The sequence below is a fragment of the Kitasatospora sp. NPDC048545 genome, from assembly GCF_040651155.1.
Lineage (GTDB): Bacteria > Actinomycetota > Actinomycetes > Streptomycetales > Streptomycetaceae > Kitasatospora.
Window position 1 is genome coordinate 128,458 of record NZ_JBEZIQ010000007.1, and the last position, 15,900, is coordinate 144,357.

Consider the following 15,900-nt stretch of genomic DNA (forward strand, 5'->3'; position numbering starts at 1 on the left):
ACCTCTCCGGTTCATGTGGGACGACGGAAACCAAGGACAGGCCGAGGCATCGGATGGTCTACGGGTGCAGTGCCCTGGCCAGGAGGGGCTGAAGGTCATTCACGGGCTTGCCGGCACGGAACCGGTGCAGCTCACGGGCGAGCCTCCGAACATCAGATCGGATGGTGGCCGACCGTAGGACAGGGAGCGTCGGCAGTAGCTCTGCGGCGAGTTCGCAGGCGTACTCCGGCTCGCCTGCAGCCGCGTGTGCGAGAGCACGCCGGAAGCCGTAACGGGCCCGGCTACGGACGGCCCGAACAGGGATCCGCAGATACTCGCGGTCGAGCACCTCGGCGGCCTCCGCCGGACGTCCGAGGTCGTAGAGGCACCACCCGGTGACCACGGCCACCGGGTCGGTCAGGTTGGTCGTGCCGAGAACGGGGGCACCGCCACCGTTCTCGGCATCGGCCCTGGCCAGAAGCCCCCGGGCGCGGTCAAGGCTGCGGAGGCACGCAGCACGGTCTCCGGCGAGTGCGTGCCCCTGCGCTTCCCGCTGTGCCGCGAGTCCCCGGATTCGCGGCGGCAATGAACCGTCCTGGGCCGGCTCGACCAGTTGCACGGTTTGGGTCGCGTCACCCGCGTACAAGGCGATCAGGGCCCGCCTGACCAGTGCGTACGAGGCCAGGTCGCGATCTTCTCCGGCCTGCGCGAGCTCGACCGCGCGGGCGGTCCACGAGAGGGCCGAGGAGTTGTCGTCGGCCTCCTGAGCCATCCAGCCCGCGTACTCCGCGTACCGGGCTGCCAATGCGAGCAATCGGCCGCGGTTCACCACGTCTGCCTGGACTGCGAGCTCGCAGAGGGTGTGGGTCTGGACCGAGAGCAACGGAAGCAACGCGGCCGGATCGGCGATCTGGCCGAGCTGCCGCATCTGGTCGAACTGGCCCCGGAAGATCTCGACCGGAGTGCCCCCCGCTACAGCTGCCGCCGGGACGGCCGACGGCAGGGCAACCGCGAGACTTCCGCTGAGCAGGGACGTGGCCCCGGCAGCGAGCAGCTGTCTCCGACCCATGGCCTCGGACGGACGGGCGGTCCCGCCGTCGGCCGGGAGCAGTGGCGTTTCATCGCCGCTGGTATCGCTCTCCGCAGGGCAGCCACCTCGTAGCAAGGCAGTCGGAGTTCGATTCGGCAGGAACCGTTCCAGTTCGCCCTCGGCGCCGAGCTGGGCGTCGCAACGTCGGGCCAGCTCGGCCGGAGGCGCCTTGTGCCCACGTTCGATCTTGCTCAAGTGCCCCTTGCTGTAGCTGAGCAGCTCGGCGAGCCGCGTGAGGGTCAAGCCGGCGGCAATCCGCCGCCTGCGAAGCTCCGGCCCGAACTCGCCTGGCCACATTTCGGACGTGCCCATGCCAACCCCCGTCTGGATTCGGCCACCCAAGCGCCTGCCGCGTCGCGATCCGGAAGCGGTCACCCCGCGCTTCCGCCTGGAATCTTGGCATGCGATCAAGCCGACCAAACGAGGTTCCACCGGGTTTCCCGTTTCCTCTTTTCGCCTCGAATGACCATGCGGACAAAACGAGTTGGCGACATGTCCACGCATTGGAACGACACGAACGAACGCCCAGACACCGGGGGCAACCCGCGATCGGTCCGCCCGCGCGACCCTCCGCGACCTCAGGCGGCCAGTCCCAGGGCCAGCGACGCCGCCGCCGGGGCCAGGTAGACCAGGGGGAAGGGGATGTGGGCGTACGCCCGCGCACGGACGACGGTGACGACGGCGCCGAGGAAGTAGAGGATCACGCCGACGGCGGCCGCGTAGCCGACGGCGGGGACGGCGAGGCCGACCAGGAGGCCGAGGGCGCCGGCCGCCTTGGCGACGCCCAGCCAGGTCCACCAGGCGCGCGGGACGCCGTAGTCGGCGAGGGGCTTGACCACGTACTCGGCGCCGGCGAAGACCGAGTAGGCCGAGAAGCCGACCATGAGGGCGGCGAGGACGGTGACGACGGTGTGGGCGACGGACATTGAAGTGCTCCCCATTCGAAGGCTGTTCGGTTCGACACCTCTCCGACCCGGCGCCCGCGACGGATGTGACACTCGCGGGCAAAAAATATCCCGCGCCACGCCCGGAATGCCCAACAACCGCTCCGCCAACGAACAAAGCAGCTGCGGCAAGGCCTGGCACACCAAGACTTCCACCGCTACGGGCGTGTTGACTGCCTCCCCCCAGGTCGCGTCCACCAGACTGGGCGCCGACCCGACGTCAACTCCGAGGAGGGCAAGCCCATGAACGTCACCGTGCGGCTCGCACAGCAGCCCGAGGCCGACGAACTGCTCGGACGGAGTGCGCTGGCCGCGCTCGTCGGCATGCTGCTGGACCAACAGGTGCCGATGGAGTGGGCGTTCACCGGCCCGCTGACCATCGCCCAGCGCCTCGACCGGGACGACCTGGACGCCCACGAGATCGCCACCTACAACCCGGAGGAGTTCGTCGCGCTCCTCTCCGTCAAGCCCGCCGTCCACCGCTACCCCGCGGCGATGGCCAAACGGGTCCAGCAGCTCTGCCAGTTCCTCGTCGCGCAGTACGACGGCGACGCCGCCGCACTGTGGAAGAACGTCCGCACCGGCAAGGAACTGCTCAGCCGCCTCAACGCCCTGCCCGGCTTCGGCAAGCAGAAGTCGCAGATCTTCCTCGCCCTGCTCGGGAAGCAGTACGGCGTCCGCCCCGAGGGCTGGCGCGAGGCCGCCGGCGCGTACGGCGAGGAGGGTGCGCACCGCTCGGTCGCCGACATCACGGGCCCCGAATCCCTGACCCTGGTGAGGGAGTTCAAGCAGGAGGTGAAGCGCGCCGCGAAGGAGGCCAAGGCCGCCGCCAAGCCCCGCACCACCACTCGGACGACGGTCGCACCGGCCCCGACCGGCGCCCGCTGAGAACCGGTCGTCCCGCCCCGCGAGGCGGCGCTCCCCGGCACGACCGCAACCGCCCCGGCCCCGCCGAGCGTGTCCGCCCGGTTCGCCCCCGACGGGCGCCTGATCACCGTGCCCCGCACGGCGGCCCGCCGGGAGAGCTCCTGGCCCACCGCGCCGACACCCTCGTCGAACCCGGCCGCGGCTCCACCGGGGCCGAGGTCACCGCCGTGCTGCACACCGGGCACGACGACGCCCCGCCCTGCACCGCTCCCCGGTCGAGGCCGGCCACCTCGCAAGTCCCCGGGACGGCGGCGGCTACCGGCCGGTCCCCGAGCGCCGGTACGCGTACCGCCCGCGGATCCGCCGGACGAAGTACCGCCCGTGGCTCTCCGCGGCCAACAGCTCGCGGTGCACCCGGGCCGGTACGTCCGCGTACACGTACAGCCGTCCACCGGCGAACTCCAGCTCCAGGAGCCGCGCCGCCCGGTCGTAGCCGACCGAGCGCAGCACCGAGGAGTCCACCGCCGTACGGTCCATCGCCCTCCAGTGTGCGGCGGGGGCCCCGGTCGCGCAGTGCGACCGGGGCCCCCGCCGGGCACCCTGCGTCCGACCGGTCCGTACGAGCCGGCCCGGTCGGACCCGTCCCGTCAGACCAGGACGGACTCCGGCTCCGGCGCCGCGTCCTCGGTGGCGGCCCCGACCGCCGCGCCGCGCTTCCGCGGCAGCGCGAACATCAGCAGGAACACCGCCAGCAGCACCCCCGCAACCCACCACAGCGCGTGCACGAAGGCCCCGCCGAACGCCGTCCCGACCGCCTCGGGCGCGACCACGTCGTCCATCGCCCCGAAGAAGGCCACCGAGACCAGCCCGAGTCCGAGCGCGTTCCCCACCTGCTGCACGGTGTTGATCAGCCCGGAGGCCGAACCGGCGTGCTCGCGCGGCACCTCCGCCAGCACCGCGTCCGTGATCGGCGCGACGATCAGTCCCATCCCGAGGCCCATCACGACCAGCGGCAGCGCCATCTGCCAGGGCGAGATCGCCGTCCCGTACCGGTCGGCCTCCCAGACGTAGGTGAGCACGCCCGCCGCCATCACCAGCGCGCCGGTCTGCAGCACCTTGCGCCCGAACCGCGGCACCAGCTTCTGCACCGAGAGCCCGGCCGCCGTGGAGACCGCGATCGAGAACGGGATGCCGGTCGCGCCGGCCTTGAGCGGGCTCCAGCCCAGGCCCACCTGCATGTAGAGCGTCCAGACCAGGAAGAAGATGCCGAGCGCCACGCCGAAGGCCAGCTGCACGCAGATGCCGGCCGCGAATGACTTCACCCGGAACAGCGCCAGCTCGACCAGCGGCGAGCCGTCCCGCCGCGTCTTGACCTTCTCGTAGGCCACGAACAGGGCGAACACCGGCAGGCTCCCGGCCATCGACAGGTACCCCCAGAGCGGCCAGCCGGCCTCCCGCCCGTGCGTCAGCGGGTAGATCAGCATCAGCAGGCCGAGGCTGGCCAGGAGCACGCCCACCAGGTCGAGCTTCAGGGCCTGGTCGGCCTTCGACTCGTCGATGAAGCGGCGGCCGAGCAGCAGGCCGGCGATGCCGACCGGCAGGTTGATCAGGAAGATCGGCCGCCAGGCCAGGCCGAACACGTCCCACTCGGTCAGCAGCGCACCGATCATCGGACCGGAGACGGCGCCCAGGCCGACCACCGCGCCGAACATGCCGAACACCTTGCCGCGCTCCTCCGCCGGGAAGGTCGCGTGGATGATCGACAGCACCTGCGGCACCATCAGGGCCGCCGTCCCGCCCTGCAGCAGCCGGGTCGCGACCAGCATCTCCGGCCCGGAGGCCAGCCCGCAGAGCGCGGACGCCACGGTGAAGCCGCCGATCCCGATCAGGAACAGCCGCTTGCGGCCGTGGATGTCGCCCAGCCGCCCGCCGGTGATCAGCCCGATCGCGAAGGCCAGCGCGTACCCGCCGGTGACCCACTGCACGGCGCTGAAGGACGCGCCGGTGTCCGCCTGGATGCTGGGGATGGCGATGTTGACGATGGTGACGTCCACCAGGTCCATGAAGGAGGCCACCATCACGATCGCCAGCGCGATCCACCTCCGCCGGTCGGCTCCTGCCGCGCTCATTCCGTACTCCTCGACTGCTCGCACTTCCCGCTTCTCGACGTCCCCGACGGTAAGGGGCATGTAGGTCAGATACTGTCCCAGTTCATCCGGCATGCTGGTCGGCATGACCGACACCCCCGCCCGCCTGCTCGGCCTGCTGTCCCTGCTCCAGACCCCGCGGGAGTGGCCCGGCAGCGAGCTCGCCGAGCGACTGGGCGTCAGCCCCCGGACGATCCGGCGCGACATCGACCGGCTGCGCGACCTCGGCTACCCGGTGCAGGCCACCATGGGCGCGGTCGGCGGCTACCGGCTGGTCGCGGGCACCGCGATGCCACCGCTGCTGCTGGACGACGAGGAGGCCGTGGCCATCGCGGTCGGGCTGCGGGCGGGCGCCGGGCACGCGGTGGTCGGCATCGAGGAGGCCTCGGTCCGGGCCCTCGGCAAACTGCTCCAGGTACTGCCCGGCCGGCTCCGGCACCGGGTCGGCGCGCTCAACACCGCGACCGTGCCGCTGCTCACCGGGGACGGCCCGACCGTCGACCCGGAGGACCTCACCCTGCTCGCCGGCGCCGTCACCAACCACGAACGGGTGCGCTTCGCCTACCGCTCCTACGACGGCACCGGCACCAGGCGACTCGTCGAACCCGAGCGGCTGGTCTCGGTCGGCCGCCGCTGGTACCTCGTCGGCTACGACCTGGACCGCGCGGACTGGCGGCTGTTCCGGGTCGACCGGCTGAGTGAGCCCTTCGCCACCGGCGCCCGCTTCACCCCGCGCCCGCTGCCCGCCGAGGACGCCGCCGCGTACGTGGCGGGCAAGCTGCGCCGCCCCTCGCCGAGCGGCACCGTGGTCGCCACCGTGCACGCCCCGGCCGAACTGGTCCGGCAGCGCTTCAAACCGGGCGACTCCGAGATCGAACCGCTCGACGAACACAGCTGCCGGCTGCGCTCGCGCTCCGACTCGCTGGAGTGGACGGCGATGCGGCTGCTGTCACTGGACCGCGCCTTCGAGGTGCACGAGCCGCCGCAGCTGCGCGAGCACCTCCGGCGGCTGGCCGCGCGCGCCGCCCACGCGGCGGGCCCGGCCGACTGACCCCCGGCCCCGGCCGGCAGCCCCGCCCCGGCCGCCCCGAACCCGGACCCGGACCCGGCCCCGGCCCCATGCCCCGACCGGGTACCGGCCGCTGCCCGGCCGAAAACCGCAGCACGCCGTCCCGGCCGTACGCCCGCCCTCGGTCGAGCTCCCCGAGGGCGCTGACCCGCTCCCGGCGGACCACCCGGCAACCGTCGCCGCCCTCCCGCTCGCACCGGACCGCACCGGACCGGACCGGACCGGCTCGCCGTCGGGCTACCGGAGGACGGCCGGTTCCCCGTCCGGCCCGATGCCGGTACCGGACCTCAGACCCCGTACTCGGCGGTCAGCAGCGCGCGGCCGAGGGTGTGGAAGGTGAGGTGGAAGCCGATCTGCGCCGCCGGGGTGTCGGCGGTGACGTCCAGCTTCTCCACGTCCAGGGCGTGCACGGCGAAGACGTAGCGGTGCGGGGCACCGGGCGGCGGGGCGGCGCCGTCGTACTTGGTGCCCGGGAAGTCGTTGCGGCCGTGGAAGGAGGCCGCGCCCGGCAGGTCGTCGTCCGAGGAGCCGGCGCCGCGCGGCAGTCCGGCGGTGTCGGCGGGCAGGCCGAGGGCGAGCCAGTGCCACCAGCCGGAGCCGGTGGGCGCGTCCGGGTCGTAGCAGGTCACGGCGATGCTCCTGGTGCCCTCCGGCAGGCCCGACCAGGCCAGCTGCGGCGAGAGGTTGCCGCCGGCGTGGATGAACTCCGCGGCCAGCGTGCCGCCTTCGGCGATGTCCTGGCTGCTCAGTTCGAAGGACGGCACCTGCGGCAGGAACTCGTACGGCAGCGGCGGACGCTTGCTCATGGGTGGTCACCTCTCGCGACGGGAATGACACCGGTCACTGTAATGGGGTGCACGTCCGATCCCGGCGCCCCTACAGTCGTGGTCATGGCCTCGAACGACCGCAGCCCCGCGACGACCGCGCTCGACCCCGCCACGATGATCGCGGACGCCCGTCGCGCGCTCTTCACCATGGTCGGGGTCCTGGCGGCGATCTGGCTGATCCAGCTGGTGAACTGGATGGACGACTACGACCTCGGCCGGCGGTTCGGGGTCGTCCCGCAGGACGTGAGCCGGCTGCCGAACATCGTCACCGCGCCCTTCCTGCACTGGAACTGGGCCCACCTGGAGGCCAACTCGGGCCCGCTGTTCGTCTTCGGCTTCCTGGCGGCCTACCGCGGCGTCAGGAAGTTCCTCGGTCTGACCCTGCTGGTCGCACTGACCAGCGAGCTGACGGCCTGGGTCTTCGACAGCCCGCACTCGGTCGGCGCCGGGGCCAGCGGCGTGGTGTTCGGCTACTTCGGCTACGTGGTGCTGCGCGGGGTCTTCGACCGCAACCTGATCGACACCCTGATCGGCGTCGTCCTCGGCGCCTCCTTCGCCTACATGGTCACCGCCGCGCTGCCGGGCGTCGCCCCGGGGATCAGCTGGTCCGCGCACCTCGGCGGTCTGATCGGCGGCCTGGCCGGCGCCTGGATCTTCCGCAGCCGCACCCCGCGCCCGGGCGCCCCGGCCGAGCGGGGGGCGGTGCCCGCGCCCTCCGCCGGGCCGAGGGCCGCCGCCGGTAGCACCGCCAAAACGGCCACTGCCGACCCGGGCAGCCCCAACGCCGCCCTGCTCAAGGAGCTGGACGACCTGGGCCTGTAGCCCGCTCGGACCGCCAGGTATAGACCAATCCCACCCCTGCGGCTAGCGTGAACGGCGCACCAGCCCCCAGCCCCGGAGCCGCACCGTGGAGTCGTCCGTCCTCGCCTTCGCCACCGACCTGCTCGACGAGGGCCCCGACACCTTCTTCGGCAACCTCACCGACCGCGCCGGGGTCGGCGGCGTCACCCTCGCCTCCGTCTACCACGAGGCCCGCGACGTCTTCCCGCACAACCCCCACCGGGTGGTCCGCCATCTGGAGCCGGGCGCGGCGTACTTCCGCCCCGACCCGGCGGCCTGGCGGGGCCGGCGCCTGGTGCCCGCGCCGTCCACCGCCATCGGCGACCGCGACCCCTTCGCCGAGGCCGCCGACGAGGCCCGCCGCCGCGGCCTGAAGCTGCACGCCTGGACGGTGTTCTGCCACAACGACCGGCTGGGCTTCGTCCACCCCGACTGTGCCCCGGCCAACGCCTTCGGCGACCGCCACCTCACCGAGCTCTGCCCGGCGAACCCCGAGGTCCGGGCGTACGCGCTGACCCTGGTCGCCGAACTGGCCCGGTACGGCGTGGACGCCGTCCGCGCCGAGTCGCTGCACTTCCACGGACTGCGCCACGGCCACCACCACGAGCGCTACTTCGAGGAGCTGGGCCCGGTCACCGAGGCGCTGCTCGGGGTCTGCTTCTGTCCGCACTGCCGCGCCGCCGCCACCGCCGCGGGCGTCCCCGCCGAGGAGGTGTCCGGGGCCGTCCGCACCGAAGTGCGCCACCGCCTGGCCGACGAGTCCGCCGCCGCCGAGCCCGCCGACCTGACCGCCCTCGCCGACGGCGCCTTCGCCGCGTACGTGGACGCCTCCGCCGCCACCGTTACCTCGCTGGCCGCCGAGCTGTCCGAGCAGGCCCGCCGCCACGGCATGCGGCTGAGCTTCATGGACGGCGGCGGCCCCGGCAAGGGTTGGCTCTCCGGGATCGACCTGCCCGCCCTCGCGAAGGCCGCCGACGGGATCGAGACGCTCGGCTACGCCCGGACCCCGGAGGGGGTCCGGGAGAAGATCGCCGCCTTCGCCCTGCACGGCGTCCACCCGCAGGACCTGGCGGTGATCCTGCGCCCGATGTCCTCCGACTGCGACGGCCCGGAGAACCTCGCCGCCAAGATCACCGTCCTGCGCGAACTCGGCGTCCCCGAGGTCGAGTTCTACCACTACGGCCTGATGCGCCTGTCCTCCCTCGACCGGATCGGCGCGGCCCTCTCCGGCTGAGCCTCACCGCCGCCGCTTGGACGTCCCGAACAGGCTGCGGGAGATCTCCTGCCCGAGCTGCCGCCCGGCCGAGCGCGCGAAGGTCTTCACCGTCGGATTGCTCAGCAGCGACCCGAGCAGACCGCCGACGCCCTCCTTCTCCGCCGGCCGGGGCTCCCGCCGCTCCGGGGCCGGCTCCGACCCCTGCCCCGGGGCCGACGGACCGGGTGCCGGGGTGCCCGGCTCCGTCGACACCGCCTCCGGCCGGGGCGCCCGCGCCGCCAGCTTCTCGTACGCCGAATCCCGGTCGATCGCGTCCCGGTAGCGCGCCGTCAGCGCGGAGGCGTCCACGACCTCCCGCAGCGCCCCCGCCTCGATCGGCCCCATCAGCGACTGCGGTGCCCGCAGCCTGGTCGCCGCGACGGGCGTCGGCGCGCCCTTCTCGGACAGGACGGTCACCACCGCCTCTCCGGTGCCGAGCGAGGTCAGCACCGCACCGAGGTCGTACGAGGAGCGCGGGAAGGTCGAGACGGTGGCCTTGAGCGCCTTGGCGTCGTCCGGCGTGAAGGCGCGCAGCGCGTGCTGCACCCGGTTGCCCAACTGTGCCAGCACGTCGGACGGGACGTCCCGCGGCGTCTGGGTCACGAAGAAGATGCCGATGCCCTTGGACCGGATCAGCCGCACGGTCTGGGTGATCGCCTCCAGGAAGGCCTTGGAGGCGCCCTTGAACAGCAGGTGCGCCTCGTCGAAGAAGAACACCAGCTTGGGCTTGTCGAGGTCACCGACCTCGGGCAGCTCCTGGTAGAGGTCGGCGAGCAGCCACATCAGGAAGGTAGAGAACAGCCGCGGCCGGTCCTGCACCGCGGGCAGCTCCAGCACCGAGACCACGCCCCCGCCCTCCGGCGTGGTCCGCAGCAGTTCGGCGGTGTCGAACTCGGGCTCGCCGAAGAACGCCCCGGCGCCCTCGTTCTCCAGCACGGTGAGCGCGCGCAGGATCACCCCGGCGGTGGCCGCCGAGAGCCCGCCGATGGTCCTCAGCTCCTCCTTGCCCTCGGGCGAGGCGAGGAAGGCGATCACCGCGGTCAGGTCCTTGAGGTCGTAGAGCTCCAGGCCCTTGCCGTCGGCGTAGTGGAACACCAGGCCGAGCGAGGACTCCTGGGTCTCGTTCAGATCGAGGACTTTGGACAGCAGCAGCGGCCCGAAGCTGGTGACGGTGGCCCGGACCGGGATGCCCTCGCCCTGTCCGCCGAGCGAGTAGAACTCGGCGGGGCAGCCCCGGGCCGTCCACTGCTGCCCGACCTCGGCGGCCCGGGCGCCGGTGCGCTCGCTCGGCACGCCGGGCGCGGCGACACCGGAGACATCCCCCTTGATGTCGGCCAGGAAGACCGGCACGCCCTGCCCGGAGAGCTGTTCGGCGATCAGCTGGAGGGTCTTGGTCTTGCCGGTGCCGGTGGCCCCGGCGACCAGTCCGTGCCGGTTGAGCACGCCCAGCGGGATGCGCACCTGGGCGTCCGGGTAGGCAGTGCCGTCCAGCAGCACCGCACCGAGGTCGAGGGCGGGCCCGGTGAAGGCGTACCCGTCGGCGATCTCCCGGACGGCCTGCGGGGTGGGGGCGGAGGACATCGGTGCACACTCCTGGGCGGATCGGAACGCTTCAGAACGCTTCGGAACGCATCGGCATCGGAATCGGAGCCACATCGCTCTCCGGGCGATGTTCGCGACATTTCCCATCAAACAACCGCATTCGTCCACACGCAGTTCACGCCGACGCGCGTGGCGGCGTCGCGGCTGCTGCGCCATTCGCCGCCCAAACGGTAGGCTTTCCGTGTGATCTTCAAGCGCATCGGCAATGGGCGGCCGTACCCGGATCACGGCCGGACGAGCACCCGACAGTGGGCTGACGTCGCCCCGCGTCCGGTGCGGCTCGACCAGCTGGTGACCACCAAGGGCCAACTCGACCTCGAAACCCTGCTGGCCGAGGACTCGACCTTCTACGGGGACCTCTTCGCCCACGTGGTGAAGTGGCACGGCGACCTCTACCTGGAGGACGGACTGCACCGGGCCGTGCGGGCCGCGCTGCAGCAGCGCCAGGTGCTGCACGCCCGTGTCCTCGAAATGGAGTGACGGACCGAAACGGAGCGACGGACCGCCCGCACCGGGCGGGTCGCACCCCCGCGGACTTCCGGACCGCCCCCTCGCCGAGCCCGGCGGCGGGCGGTCCACGCGTACCCCGGTACCCCCGTTCGGGTACCGGGGTACTCCAAATGATGATCGTTTAGTACCTTCACAGCTGTACGGCACTACGCTGCTGACTACGGCTGCGACCAGGGGATCCACCCGCACCGGGGGACGCCCCTGCCCGGCCGACCCGTCATCCCGACCCCGCCCCGGTACGAGGGGGAGACAAACCATGAGCATGTTGACTCCCCAAGGCCTCAAGGGGAAGCAGTACCGCATCACCGGCAACTCCTACCCACGGCTGGGCCGGCCCCCGAAGAAGAGCCGCAAGGTGATCGCCGCGCTCGTCGGCCTGCTCACCCTGGCCCTGATCGCCCTCGGCGGCGTCCAGCTGTACGACATCTTCACGGGCAAGAACAAGAACTCCTCCGCCCAGGCCTGCGCGGCCCCGTCCGGCAAGCCGCTGGCCGCCCCGACGGCGGGCGCCACCCCGGGCGCCCCCGCCGCCTCCGGCGCACCCGCCGCCCAGGGCGACCCGCACGCCGTCCCGCAGGCCGCCGCGGTCACGGTGAACATCTACAACGCCACCACCAAGGCCGGCCTGGCCGGGCGGACGGCCGAGGAGTTCAAGAAGCGCGGCTTCACCATCGGCAAGGTCGGCAACGCCCCGGCCGAGCTGGACAAGAAGGTGCCCGGCACCGCCCAGGTGATCGCCGGCCCGACCGGCGCCGGAGCCGGCACCCTGGTCGGCTCGCAGATCGCCGGGGCCACCGTCACCGCCGACGCCCGGACCGACGCCAGCGTGGACTTCGTGATCGGCGACAGCTACAACGCCCTGCTGGACGAGACCCAGGCGGCCGCCGCGCTCGCCCTCGCCACCAAGCCCTCCCCCACCCCGACCGCGAGCGGCAGCTGCTGACACCCCGGACGACGGAACCCCGGACGACGGAACACCCGGGACGAACGGAAGGGCCCTCCGGCAACGCGCCGGAGGGCCCTCTGTCGTTCTCCGCGGGTTCTCAGCCCGCGGTGCCGTACAGCCGGTCGCCCGCGTCGCCGAGGCCGGGGACGATGTAGCCGTTCTCGTTGAGCCGCTCGTCCAGCGCGGCGGTGACCACGGTGACCGGCAGGTCCGCCAGCTCCCGCCGCATCACCTCGACGCCCTCGGGGGCGGCCAGCAGCACCACGGCGGTGACGTCGGTGGCGCCGCGCTCGATCAGCATCTTGATCGCGGCGACCAGGGTGCCGCCGGTGGCCAGCATCGGGTCGAGCACGTAGACCTGGCGGCCGGAGAGGTCGTCCGGCATCCGGGTCGCGTACGTGGAGGCCTCCAGGGTCTCCTCGTTGCGGACCATGCCGAGGAAGCCCACCTCGGCGGTCGGCAGCAGCCGGGTCATCCCGTCCAGCATGCCGAGGCCGGCCCGCAGGATCGGGACGACCAGCGGGCGCGGGTAGCTGAGCCGGGTACCGAGCGTGACCGCCACGGGCGTGGTGATCTCCACCTCGTCGGTGCGGACGTCCCGGGTGGCCTCGTAGGCGAGGAGGGTCACCAGCTCGTCGGTCAGGCGACGGAAGGTCGGCGAGTCGGTGCGCTCGTCGCGCAGGGTGGAGAGCTTGTGGGCGACCAGGGGGTGGTCGACGACGTGGAGACGCATGTACCGAGGTTAGCCCGGGTCTGGACGCCTGTACGACACGCCGTGCCCGACCCGGGCGCCGGACCGGGTGACACCACTGTGACACGCCGTGACAACGGGTGAATGTCCGGACGGAAGCGTCTGCTGTGGTATCAACCGGGCCGTTCTGGGAATGTCACGTCTTATGACGAGCAACCCGAAGGCCGGGGACGGCTCGGCGGACGAGCCCGGCGGCGGGGCGGGCCCGCGCCCGGGCCCGCCGGACGACCCTCCGGAGACCGAGGCGGAGCGCCGCAAGCGGCGGGCCGTCTTCCTGCGCGAACTCACCGAGGCGCGCGAACTCCGGGAGCGGGTCCAGCCGCGACGGACCAAGGAACGGCGGATGCGCGAGGCGATGCGGATGCGAACCTTCCGGATCTGACGGGCCCCCGGCCGGGGTCCGGAGCGGGCCGCCGCCGGTCCCGACGGGCGCTCGGAGCAAATTTCGACCGCCTTCGGACCGTCCCCGCGCGGGTTCGCCCTCCGCCGCCCGGCCCTTCCGACACGACCTGCAAAGACGCGCTGCCGAACACCCCCCGCAAGGGCGGGCTTTCTGTCACGATTCCGATGGGACGGTCCGAAGAGCGGACCGCCTCTGGCGCGGGGGCGGCCAGATTTCCGCGTTGCCCGAGCGCGCCGACAGCCGAGACCGATGATCTTGGGAGTGTCCCTGGTGGCGTACTTCGCTGCAGTGCTTGCTCGCACCGAGGACGGGTGGGATGTGAGCGAGACGGAACTCGACGACGTCGAAACCCTGGCCGATCTGACCGACCTGGCCCGTGACTCCGCGCAGGACGACGACAGCGTCCTGATCTTCATCGAACAGGAGGACTCCTGGTTCGCCGTCGTCCGCGTGGACGGCGAGGACGACCCCCGGATCTTCGTGTCGGACGGCGCCGCCGCCGCCCGCAGCTCCTACGGCTCCGTCCTCACCGACGAGCTGGTCGACCAGGCCGGCGAGAGCGAGTTCGGCGACCTGGACCACCTGCTGGACGAGGACGAGGAGACGCAGGACCAGGACAACGAGGACGCCGCGCCGAACGGCGGGGTCCCGGTCGGCCCGCTCGGCGACGCGCACCTGCTCACCGAGTTCGGCCTGGCCTCCGACGCGCTGCTCGCCCTCAGCGGCGAGGGCGCGGTGCCGGGCGACGCCCTGGAGGAGATCGCGGAGGCCCTGGGCTGCGGCGAGGTCCTGGAGGCCGTCCGGTAGGACCGCCGGATACCCGACACTGGATGCCATGCAGCCCGCATCCACCGCGCAGACCGTCCCGCTCGTCCCCCCGCTGCCCGCCCCCGTCCGCCCCGACCCGGTCCGCGACCGCTGGGCGGCGCCGATGCGCCTCGCCATCGCCGAGGCCGCCCTGGCGCCGGCCACCGGGGACGTCCCGGTCGGGGCGCTCGTCCTGGGCCCGGACGGCGAAGTGATCGGGCGCGGCCACAACGAGCGCGAGGCGGTGGGCGACCCGACCGCGCACGCCGAGGTGGTGGCGATCCGACAGGCGGCCGCGGCGGTCGGGGAGTGGCGGCTCTCCGGCTGCACCCTGGTCGTCACGCTGGAGCCGTGCACGATGTGCGCCGGCGCCATCGTGCTCTCCCGGATCGACCGGGTGGTCTACGGCGCCCTCGACGAGAAGGCCGGCGCGGCCGGCTCGCTCTTCGACGTGATGCGCGACCGCCGGCTCAACCACCGCCCCGAGGTGATCTGGGGCGTCCTCGCCGAGGAGTGCGGCGCGCAGTTGCGGGCGTTCTTCGACACCCACCGCTGAACCCCGCCCGCCGCCCCGCCGCCCGCAGCCCCGCCGACGGCCGTCCCGATACGGATTTCGTCCCCGAGCCACCCGTCCGGTAGAGTTCCCCTCGGTAGCGTGTCCGAGCGGCCAAAGGAGCACGCCTCGAAAGCGTGTGTGGGGGCAACTCCACCGTGGGTTCGAATCCCACCGCTACCGCCAGAAAGCCCGAGGGCCCGTCCGATCCGGACGGGCCCTCGGCGTTTCCGCGCACCCTCGGACGCGGAAAGGGCTCCGCACCCCGGGCCGATGACCACCGGTGCCCGGTCCGTACGGAGCCTGGAGGGGGGAGCGGCTCGGGGGGACTGACCGCTCCCCCTGCGGAGTCCCACAACCGGCGCCGCGCCGGGGGGAAGCCGCGGCGGCCGGTCCCACAGCGGGGAGCTCCGGATCCACGCACCGGGGATTCCTGCCAGATCCTCGGTACGTCATCCATCCTGCCGCCCGGTTCCCGGCCGGGCACCCGGAGAAAGGCCCCACTCGCGGGGACCTTCGTCCCGCCGGCCGAACGCGTCGCACACTTGATAGCCCGTCCGGGTGGATAAGCTGCCCCCTGCAGGCCGCTCGGGGACCGGATGACGGCGGCCCACCGCTGGGAGGAAGGTCACCCGATGGCGCAGGCGAAGAAGATCGGCATGGTCCTCCTGCTCGTCTTCGTGCTCTACTCGATCATCACGTCGCCGGCCCGGTCCGCCGAGCTCGTCCAGCTGGGGTTCGAGGGCATCTCGAACGCGGCCAAGGCGGTCGGCACCTTCATGACCGGGCTGATCAAGTAGTCCGGCCCGGCCGGGTGGCCACCGCCCGGCCGGCGGACGGCCGTCCGCCGGCGCCGGCCCACCGGCTACGGTGGGCGGGACCCCCAGCCCCCGTCCGCGAGGAGCGGCAATCGTGATCCGGCACCTGGTCCTGTTCAAGCTCAACGAAGGCGTCAGCAAGGACGACGAGCGCGCGCTCGCCGGCGCCAAGGCGTTCTCCGAACTCGGCGCGGTCATCCCCGAGCTTCGCGAGTGGGAGTGCGGCTGGAACACCACCGAGCGCGACATCGCCCACGACTACGCCATCAACAGCCTGGTCGAGGACCGCGACGCCCTGCAGGCCTACCTGACCCACCCGGCCCACCAGGCCGCGGCCGGCCAGTGGCGCGAGTTCGCGACCTGGGTGATCGCCGACATCGAGGTCTGAGCCCCCGTCCGGCCCGGTCACGCCCGGCCGGACCCGGCAGACCACCCGGCCGGACCCCCGTCCGCCCCGAGTCCGTCCCGCGGCTTTCCCCCGGACGGACCGCA

At 72.7% G+C, this 15,900-nt stretch carries 18 protein-coding genes and 1 tRNA gene; 12 read left to right on the top strand and 7 right to left on the bottom strand.

Features of this window, described 5'->3' with window-relative positions:
- Nucleotides 1-58: 58 nt before the first annotated feature.
- Complete coding sequence (locus AB0D10_RS09750) at nucleotides 59-1,381, bottom strand: helix-turn-helix transcriptional regulator (protein WP_360253741.1); 1,323 nt, start codon at nucleotides 1,379-1,381, stop codon at nucleotides 59-61.
- Nucleotides 1,382-1,647: 266 nt separating this feature from the next.
- Complete coding sequence (locus tag AB0D10_RS09755; RefSeq protein WP_360253743.1) at nucleotides 1,648-1,995, bottom strand: DoxX family protein; 348 nt, start codon at nucleotides 1,993-1,995, stop codon at nucleotides 1,648-1,650.
- 261 nt (nucleotides 1,996-2,256) lie between these two features.
- On the opposite strand from AB0D10_RS09755, the gene AB0D10_RS09760 reads away from it, so the two are divergent.
- The gene (locus AB0D10_RS09760; RefSeq protein ID WP_360253745.1) at nucleotides 2,257-2,901 is read left to right on the top strand and encodes an HhH-GPD-type base excision DNA repair protein; all 645 of its coding nucleotides are present in this window, start codon (nucleotides 2,257-2,259) and stop codon (nucleotides 2,899-2,901) included.
- 294 nt (nucleotides 2,902-3,195) lie between these two features.
- Here the strand turns inward: AB0D10_RS09760 and AB0D10_RS09765 are convergent, their stop codons facing one another.
- Nucleotides 3,196-3,417 carry a KTSC domain-containing protein gene (locus AB0D10_RS09765; protein WP_360253747.1) on the bottom strand — a complete coding sequence of 74 codons (222 nt, stop codon included), beginning with the start codon at nucleotides 3,415-3,417 and terminating at the stop codon, nucleotides 3,196-3,198.
- A gap of 110 nt (nucleotides 3,418-3,527) precedes the next feature.
- On the bottom strand, nucleotides 3,528-5,009 hold the full coding sequence (locus tag AB0D10_RS09770) for an MFS transporter (RefSeq protein WP_360253749.1): 1,482 nt from the start codon (nucleotides 5,007-5,009) through the stop codon (nucleotides 3,528-3,530).
- Between the two features lie 103 nt (nucleotides 5,010-5,112).
- Between AB0D10_RS09770 and AB0D10_RS09775 the strand changes: the two genes are divergently transcribed.
- Nucleotides 5,113-6,078, top strand: a complete 966-nt coding sequence (locus AB0D10_RS09775; protein ID WP_360253751.1) for a YafY family protein — start codon at nucleotides 5,113-5,115, stop codon at nucleotides 6,076-6,078.
- Between the two features lie 305 nt (nucleotides 6,079-6,383).
- On the opposite strand, the gene AB0D10_RS09780 is transcribed toward AB0D10_RS09775, so the two are convergent.
- On the bottom strand, nucleotides 6,384-6,902 hold the full coding sequence (locus AB0D10_RS09780) for a YbhB/YbcL family Raf kinase inhibitor-like protein (protein ID WP_360253753.1): 519 nt from the start codon (nucleotides 6,900-6,902) through the stop codon (nucleotides 6,384-6,386).
- An 84-nt stretch (nucleotides 6,903-6,986) separates the two neighbouring features.
- Here AB0D10_RS09780 and AB0D10_RS09785 point away from each other — a divergent pair, with 84 nt between their 5' ends.
- On the top strand, nucleotides 6,987-7,745 hold the full coding sequence (locus AB0D10_RS09785; RefSeq protein ID WP_360253755.1) for a rhomboid family intramembrane serine protease: 759 nt from the start codon (nucleotides 6,987-6,989) through the stop codon (nucleotides 7,743-7,745).
- A gap of 85 nt (nucleotides 7,746-7,830) precedes the next feature.
- On the top strand, nucleotides 7,831-8,997 hold the full coding sequence (locus AB0D10_RS09790; RefSeq protein WP_360253757.1) for a hypothetical protein: 1,167 nt from the start codon (nucleotides 7,831-7,833) through the stop codon (nucleotides 8,995-8,997).
- A gap of 3 nt (nucleotides 8,998-9,000) precedes the next feature.
- On the opposite strand, the gene AB0D10_RS09795 is transcribed toward AB0D10_RS09790, so the two are convergent.
- Entirely contained in the window at nucleotides 9,001-10,599 is a 1,599-nt protein-coding gene (locus AB0D10_RS09795) for a helicase HerA-like domain-containing protein (protein ID WP_360253759.1), read from the bottom strand.
- A gap of 204 nt (nucleotides 10,600-10,803) precedes the next feature.
- Here AB0D10_RS09795 and AB0D10_RS09800 point away from each other — a divergent pair, with 204 nt between their 5' ends.
- Nucleotides 10,804-11,100 (top strand): type II toxin-antitoxin system VapB family antitoxin, encoded by a 297-nt coding sequence (locus tag AB0D10_RS09800; RefSeq protein WP_030061387.1) that lies wholly within the window; start codon nucleotides 10,804-10,806, stop codon nucleotides 11,098-11,100.
- A gap of 286 nt (nucleotides 11,101-11,386) precedes the next feature.
- On the top strand, nucleotides 11,387-12,073 hold the full coding sequence (locus AB0D10_RS09805; protein WP_360253761.1) for a LytR C-terminal domain-containing protein: 687 nt from the start codon (nucleotides 11,387-11,389) through the stop codon (nucleotides 12,071-12,073).
- Between the two features lie 100 nt (nucleotides 12,074-12,173).
- On the opposite strand, the gene upp is transcribed toward AB0D10_RS09805, so the two are convergent.
- Nucleotides 12,174-12,809 carry a uracil phosphoribosyltransferase gene (gene upp / locus AB0D10_RS09810; RefSeq protein WP_350506235.1) on the bottom strand — a complete coding sequence of 212 codons (636 nt, stop codon included), beginning with the start codon at nucleotides 12,807-12,809 and terminating at the stop codon, nucleotides 12,174-12,176.
- A gap of 163 nt (nucleotides 12,810-12,972) precedes the next feature.
- Here upp and AB0D10_RS09815 point away from each other — a divergent pair, with 163 nt between their 5' ends.
- The 6 genes from AB0D10_RS09815 (at nucleotide 12,973) to AB0D10_RS09840 (ending at nucleotide 15,796) form a co-directional block, all read left to right on the top strand.
- The gene (locus tag AB0D10_RS09815; protein WP_360253763.1) at nucleotides 12,973-13,209 is read left to right on the top strand and encodes a hypothetical protein; all 237 of its coding nucleotides are present in this window, start codon (nucleotides 12,973-12,975) and stop codon (nucleotides 13,207-13,209) included.
- Nucleotides 13,210-13,479: 270 nt separating this feature from the next.
- Nucleotides 13,480-14,037: a tRNA adenosine deaminase-associated protein gene (locus tag AB0D10_RS09820; RefSeq protein ID WP_360253765.1), complete on the top strand. Its 558-nt coding sequence runs from the start codon at nucleotides 13,480-13,482 to the stop codon at nucleotides 14,035-14,037.
- Nucleotides 14,038-14,065: 28 nt separating this feature from the next.
- Nucleotides 14,066-14,593 (top strand): tRNA adenosine(34) deaminase TadA, encoded by a 528-nt coding sequence (gene tadA, locus AB0D10_RS09825; RefSeq protein WP_360253767.1) that lies wholly within the window; start codon nucleotides 14,066-14,068, stop codon nucleotides 14,591-14,593.
- 93 nt (nucleotides 14,594-14,686) lie between these two features.
- Nucleotides 14,687-14,776: transfer RNA gene (locus AB0D10_RS09830), tRNA-Ser, on the top strand.
- A gap of 449 nt (nucleotides 14,777-15,225) precedes the next feature.
- Nucleotides 15,226-15,390 (top strand): hypothetical protein, encoded by a 165-nt coding sequence (locus AB0D10_RS09835; RefSeq protein ID WP_350519723.1) that lies wholly within the window; start codon nucleotides 15,226-15,228, stop codon nucleotides 15,388-15,390.
- A 112-nt stretch (nucleotides 15,391-15,502) separates the two neighbouring features.
- On the top strand, nucleotides 15,503-15,796 hold the full coding sequence (locus tag AB0D10_RS09840) for a Dabb family protein (protein WP_360253769.1): 294 nt from the start codon (nucleotides 15,503-15,505) through the stop codon (nucleotides 15,794-15,796).
- The last annotated feature ends 104 nt before the right edge of the window (nucleotides 15,797-15,900 follow it).